We start from the raw sequence: 6513 nt of genomic DNA on the forward strand, positions 1-6513 counted from the left end.
ATAGCCAAAATACACATCCTCAACGAAATCGCCACCTAAAAAATCAAGCTGAATCAGTTTCGACTCCGACAACGATTCAGAAGTCTGCAGAATCGTTAATTCTGCATGTTGAACACATGGTTAGCAATGAGCGCACTTTCAATAGATAGCAAAGCCATCCGTACGAAAAAGGACAGTTTAGGCGAGGGTGTCCTCTTCAGTTTTGAAACCTTAAGCGAGATCGAATCAGCCTTAGAAGAAATCTTTTCACCCTCAGCAGCCTCCGTGATCCTACGTACAGCGGCTAAGAGAAGCGGTGAAAAAACATGCAAGAAAATCATGAAAAACGCTGGAACCAAAGAGAAAGCGCTAAATCATCTTGTTAAACTAGAAAACGATGAAAACTGGGGAAAATCATCCTTCCAGAACATCGACTTTGCGAAAAGACCTGGGAAAGTCATAATCATCGATTCATTTGAAACAGTAGCCCGCAAAACCACTCAGCCATGTTGCCACCTCTTCAGAGGTTTCCTGGAAGGCTTCCTCTCAGAGCTGTGCGGAAAACCAATCGAAATTACTGAGGAAAAATGCGCTGGAAGAGGAGACGAACACTGCAAGTTCATATTTGAATAGCACAAACTTGCATTTGTCTGTTATAGTTTAACATCAAGACGAGCTTAGTTGACTACAAACTTCCATTCTCAAGTCAAATACGCAGAAACTGTCACTGACCCTCGTAACCAATGGTTACACTAGCCTTAGATAATGCCAAGGCATAATCAAAAGGTAGAGTGTGAACAAAACATGAAGATATGGAAGAAACTGTTGAGGGCAAAGAGAGCGTTTTCTCCTGTAATTGCATCTTTGATTCTAATGTTGCTCGCAGTTGCCGCTGGCGTCGTCGTCTACTCGTACACCATGGGATGGCTCGGAGGAGCCACAACGACTGCTGGAGGCACACAAGGAAAACTGCAATTTGACTCCATCTATGCAGATGCAACGGCAGATGAAATATACATATACATCAGAAACACTGGCGGCAAGGACATCTTGCTTTCAAAGACATATATTGACGGAACCGACACAGCGAACGAAACCGCGATTGCTGCTGCAGGTGTTCCACTGACTGTGCAATCTGTGGCGTACCTAAATGTCACGAAGACCATGACCACAGGTTATTTCTACGAAGTGAAAGTGACCTGTAAAGACGGTACTACAATCTCTCAATCCGTAGAAGCCAAATAAGAATCCCTTTCTCTTTCCCCTCTATTCGCAGCTTCTTGAACGAGAGGTAGGCTGAAGAAGATGTTTCGCTCCCTTTTTCATGACAAGCGAGGAGTAAGCGAAGTTGTTGCAAGTTTAATGATGATCCTAATAGTTACAATCGCCGGCACAGCACTGTACGCTTACAGTGTGAACTCACTTGGTTCATCAGGAAGCTCCTTTCAACTGGAGACAGCCAAGAAGGAAGAACTAGCTCGAGAACGATTATCAATAACCACAGTATGGTGGAACGTCTCAACTGACTACATGAACATAACAGTTCTAAACTACGGAAAAATCGAACTTGTCATCGACGCCGTGTACATAGACGGCACACAAGTTTCCGCCTCAGCCTACACAGACGGAAGAGGGGAAACCACAGCAAAGGGAAGCCTTGTTTCTGTCAAATTCACTTCACCAGTCCCGATCACAGTAGATCAAACCTACGAGATAACAGCTGTCAGCGAGCGGGGAAGCAGAGATGTGGTGTACTGGGAAGCTTAGCCACGACAAGCGAGGAGCAGGCTCCATAATCGGAGCAGTATTCATTCTACTCATCATCATGTCTGGCTTCACATTTTACACTCTCAACATCAACGTAACAGAAGATTACACAACAACTTTAAAAGACATGCAAGAGCTGGACTTCAGAAAAAACAAGGAAAGCATCGAGTTTAAAAGTGTCTCGAAAACCAGCGGAGATAAGCTAAACATAACTGTCAAGAATACCGGTTCTTATCAGATCCATCTCATCTGGCTAGGAATTTTCAACGAGACCGCCACTCCTGACACCCAAGACTACTATGAACTAGATGTTTACGCTGATCCAGATGACACAGTGACTAACATAGGTTCCAGCGTCACAATTTCCGCGGGTCACCTAAGAATCCAATTAGTCACGAAACTTGGAAACACATTCGGCACAAGCTATCCTGAAGAAGAAACCGGATACAATTTTGTAGATGAAGAAGGTGACCCTCCCACAATAGGAAGCCACAGTCTCTTTTCAGCGCAACAAGCAGGTCCAGACGGCATAGTGGATACTCTAACAGAGGAGAATATTGTGGGCTCTTACACGGAGCTTTGGTCAGATACGTTCAAACCAACAGCTGCGGCTACTTGGGAAAATAAAAGCCTAGATTCTTATGGTGTTCCAGCGAATAGTGTTGCAATCGTTCATATTTACCAGGATGAATCAGCTAACGCAAAGAAAGATGGTGGTGTGAGAGCAGTAGGCAGCTCCTTGAATCGTTACATTCCTATGCATGAAGCTGAAGCTGGTGGACTCGTCATTGTATCTATGATGGTTCAAGTTAATGCAAATGAAAGCATCGAGATTTATGCTGAGACTATTGCTGATAATACAATCTCGTTTCGAGTCATTGGATACTTTACTGGAACCACTTACACAGAGAAGTTTGAAAATTGGAATCCAGACTATGATAGTTCCTGGACGGACAAAGACCTCTACACGGATTATGGAGTACCGAAAGGTAGTGTGGCTGAAATCTTTGTCGCCAACGCTGATACTGGTGCTCAGAGAAATGTAGGTGTGAGGACAGATGGCTCATCCCTAGACAGATACGTATCAATTCATGAGTCAGAAGGAGGCGGACAGGACGGATTTACCATGGGCGTCAAGACCGACGCGAACACTGGAAAAATTGAGTGTTATAATACCGGCACCACTGGTAACTTCTACCTTCTAGGCTATTTCGACAGCAACATTGACTACGTTGAGAGGATGGACAGTTTGGATGCTGCGAGCGCCGATGTATGGGAAGATGAAACACTTCCAACTCCTGCAAACGCAGTTGTTGAAGTTTTGGTGGAAAACGATGCAGACGGAAGAGAAAGATATGGTGGTGCCAGAGCTAACTCTTCATCTCTTGATAGACGAGTACTGATTCATGAGGGTGAATCAGGCGGATTGACGGGTGGAAGATGGAGCGTCCAGTCCGATGTCTCAAGCACCATAGAGATTTATGAGGACAGAACCCAAGACATCAAGTTTTCTTTAGTGGGGTATTGGATATTGGAAAACTATCAGTTAAACTTGGAGGTTCAATGGACAACAGCCGAGTATGACGAAGCAAATGAATGGTTGAGTATTTATGGAGGAACGATGGGATCAGAAGACATTCTCGTAGACGTCTGGAACGGCACTGCATGGAATAATGTTTTCACAGATTTGTCAAGTGGATGGAATAGTGTTGATGTCTCTTCCTACTTGACTTCATCGACCTTCACGATTAGATTTAGATCAATAGGTGATGCTACTCAAGCCGACGAATGGGAAATAGATGCAACATTCTTGCATGCTTGGACTTGAGAAAAGATGAGCAAGACCTCTATCAACCAACAACGCATTCTCTCTCGATTCCAGAAGTTGATCAGCAAAATCAAAGCGAAAGTGTCTTTCATCAACAAACGACTTCACAAGCTGAGTAGAAACGCAAAGAGATTATTAATCATCAACACTGCGAAAATCAAAATGGGTACACTCAAGCAACACATTGACACTATTGCAAAAAGCGTAGTGGCCAAACTAAGAAAACTAGGAATCCCCGTCGATTTTTGGAGGCTCAGTCTCGAAAACAAACCTCACACATCTCAACCACAAAAAGCTCTGCTTAAAGAAACAGAATCATCGGCGCGGGCGCAACCGCTCGCCTTTAAGGAATTCTACGCGGTTAATGCTCCATTCGGATACGTGGGGATAGACGTCAACAAGGAAACTGGAAAACTTCAGTATCTAACCGTTGAACCAACAATGGACGAACACGAGAAACAAACTCTCAGAAGACTCAAAACAATCATAAAGGAAGAGGCTAACGTTCCCTTATTCATTCTCAAGGACGAAACTCTCACAGAAGACTATCTAACAAATCAAATCAAACGAGCCATGAAAACCTTCAAACTAAAGATCTCCGAAGACTCAGTTGAAAAATTCATCTACTACATGAAAAGAGACTTCCTCGGCTACGGCATCCTCGACATCCTCATCCGAGACCCAAACATCGAAGACATCAGCTGCAACGGCACAGAAATTCCAATCTATGTTTGGCACAGATACCACGAGTCAATTCCCACCAACGTCATATACCACTCAAAAGAAGAATTAGGCTCCTTCATCACACGACTAGCCTACAAAGCAGGACACCAAATATCAGTTTCAAGGCCAATCCTTGAAGGAGCCCTTCCCGAAGGGTTCAGGGTACACCTCACCTTAGAGGAAATTTCCAAACGAGGAGACACATTCACCATAAGAAAGGTCAGGGCAAATCCCTTCACCGTTGTTGACCTAATCAACTCCGGCACGATATCACCTCAGATGGCAGCCTACTTTTGGATACTCATCGAAAACCTAAGGTCCATCATAGTTGCCGGCGCAACCGCGTCAGGTAAAACTGCTCTACTAAACTCGATCTCGATGTTCATAAGACCCGAGATGAAAGTCGTCACCATCGAAGAAGTCCGTGAACTTCGGCTCCACGAGAACTGGATACCAATGGTAACACGCCCCTCATTTCAAATAGGAGTCCAGGAAGTAAACCTCTTCGACCTGCTCAAGTCATCTCTGAGACAGCGACCAGACTACATAGTCGTAGGCGAGATAAGAGGCGAAGAAGCCTACACGCTTTTCCAAAGCATCTCAGTCGGTCACGGCGGTCTCTGCACAATTCACGCCGAAAACGTAGAGACAGTAGAGAAAAGGCTGCTAACCAAACCAATGAATATCCCTCCAATGCTAATCCCGATGATGAATGCCATTGTCTTGATAGGCAGAACAAAACTTCGAGGCACCACAGTCCGCCGAGTCCACGATATCTCGGAGATCACAGGAATCAACGATAAAACTGAAAGAGCAAAGTTCAAAAAGATGTACGAATGGGACCCAGGAAGCGACTCCTTCATATTCAGCCCGAAATCAGCCAGCGAAAGCTACATCTTCAAAAAAATCACTGAACTCAAGCATATCCCCGTGGATGCCCTATTAAACGAGCTGAAGAAACGGGAACACGTCCTAAAGTGGATGGTTCGCAGGAACATCAAGAGCTACAATGATGTAGCCAACGTAGTGAGAAGATACTACCTCAATCCAAACGATGTTTACAACAGAGCGAGGCTGGAAATCTAATGGTGAAAACAGAAAAAGCATCGTACCTGACAACGCTAAGTTACAGACTATTTGGGAAGATGACGCCTCGTTTCTCTCGTTTCACGGCTTTCAAGCAGATCTATCTGAAAAGCGGAATTTCCAGATTATACGAGTCTTATATGGCCCTCATGCTGTTTGCTTCCTTAACTGCGTTTGTTTCAGCATTCACAATAGGCGCTATAATGCATCATTTTCTCTTCAACTTAACATTGTTCCAATACTTTATGGCAGTTCTTACCCTTTCAGGCATAATTTCACTTACAGTTCCGATAACCTTCGTTGCGTATCCCATTTACCGTCGAAGTCAAAGAAGGAAGGAGATAGACGCGAACCTTGTTTACACCACAGGATACATGGCAGTGTTGTCCGCCGGAGGCGTCTCAATTGAAAGAATGTTCGAACGAGTAACTCAGGTGGAGCAACATCCTGCGATTAAAGACCTCGCCAGACGGCTCATTACAAACGTCAAGATGTTTGGGTTAGACGTAACCTCGTCACTGGGAGACCTCCAACTTCACAGCCCCTCAGAAGCCTTCTCAAAGCTCCTTACCGGAATCACAAACACAGTGAAGACAAGCGGAGACCTAAAAAGCCTTCTAACCTTCGAGACAAAGAGACTTCTCCACGCCAAACGTGAACAACTAAAGAAAACCCTAGGCACCTTAGTAGCCCTTGGAGAAATCTACATCTCAGCAATGGTCATGGGTCCAATAGTCTTCATAGTCATGCTAACAATTATGTCGATTATGGGCAACGTCGCATTCGGTCTATCTCCCGTGGAACAACTAAACCTCCTAGTTTTCTTAGGACTCCCAATGATCAGCACGATCTTCATCATCATCTTAAACGGCGTCCTACCGGAGGAAGAATAGCATATGTACTTCAAACAGAAATACAGAATCGCTGTTTGGGCGGTCTCAGGCTCAGTCGGACTTTCAATTATGTTAATCCCAATTCTGCTAGGACTCTACACACCTCAAGAACCCTATCTAATCCCGCTAAGCCAGAAAGTGAACAACACCATGACCTTCGGCCTACTCATTGCGTTCACGTTTCCAGCCATAGTTGAATTTAACAACTATAGATGGGGCAGAGAAGTAGACAGAAAC

General features: G+C 44.6%; 7 protein-coding genes. All 7 read left to right on the forward strand.

Annotated elements, in window-relative coordinates:
• Positions 1 to 105 precede the first annotated feature (105 nt).
• A complete protein-coding gene (locus tag NWE91_00395) occupies positions 106 to 612 on the forward strand; it encodes a 4-vinyl reductase (protein MCW3984866.1) in 507 nt (168 codons plus the stop codon).
• A 171-nt stretch (positions 613 to 783) separates the two neighbouring features.
• Positions 784 to 1224 (forward strand): hypothetical protein, encoded by a 441-nt coding sequence (locus NWE91_00400; protein ID MCW3984867.1) that lies wholly within the window; start codon positions 784 to 786, stop codon positions 1222 to 1224.
• 60 nt (positions 1225 to 1284) lie between these two features.
• On the forward strand, positions 1285 to 1746 hold the full coding sequence (locus NWE91_00405; GenBank protein MCW3984868.1) for a hypothetical protein: 462 nt from the start codon (positions 1285 to 1287) through the stop codon (positions 1744 to 1746).
• Positions 1724 to 3574, forward strand: a complete 1851-nt coding sequence (locus tag NWE91_00410) for a hypothetical protein (protein MCW3984869.1) — start codon at positions 1724 to 1726, stop codon at positions 3572 to 3574. Before NWE91_00405 ends, NWE91_00410 begins: the two co-directional genes overlap by 23 nt.
• Before the next feature lie 6 nt (positions 3575 to 3580).
• Entirely contained in the window at positions 3581 to 5383 is a 1803-nt protein-coding gene (locus NWE91_00415) for a type II/IV secretion system ATPase subunit (protein MCW3984870.1), read from the forward strand.
• Positions 5383 to 6276 carry a type II secretion system F family protein gene (locus NWE91_00420; GenBank protein MCW3984871.1) on the forward strand — a complete coding sequence of 298 codons (894 nt, stop codon included), beginning with the start codon at positions 5383 to 5385 and terminating at the stop codon, positions 6274 to 6276. The genes NWE91_00415 and NWE91_00420 overlap by 1 nt, the downstream gene beginning before the upstream one ends.
• 3 nt (positions 6277 to 6279) lie before the next feature.
• The coding region (locus NWE91_00425; protein ID MCW3984872.1) for a hypothetical protein at positions 6280 to 6513 on the forward strand (234 nt) is incomplete at its 3' end.

It is taken from the genome of Candidatus Bathyarchaeota archaeon (assembly GCA_026014805.1).
In the GTDB taxonomy this organism is placed as follows: domain Archaea; phylum Thermoproteota; class Bathyarchaeia; order Bathyarchaeales; family SOJC01; genus JAGLZW01.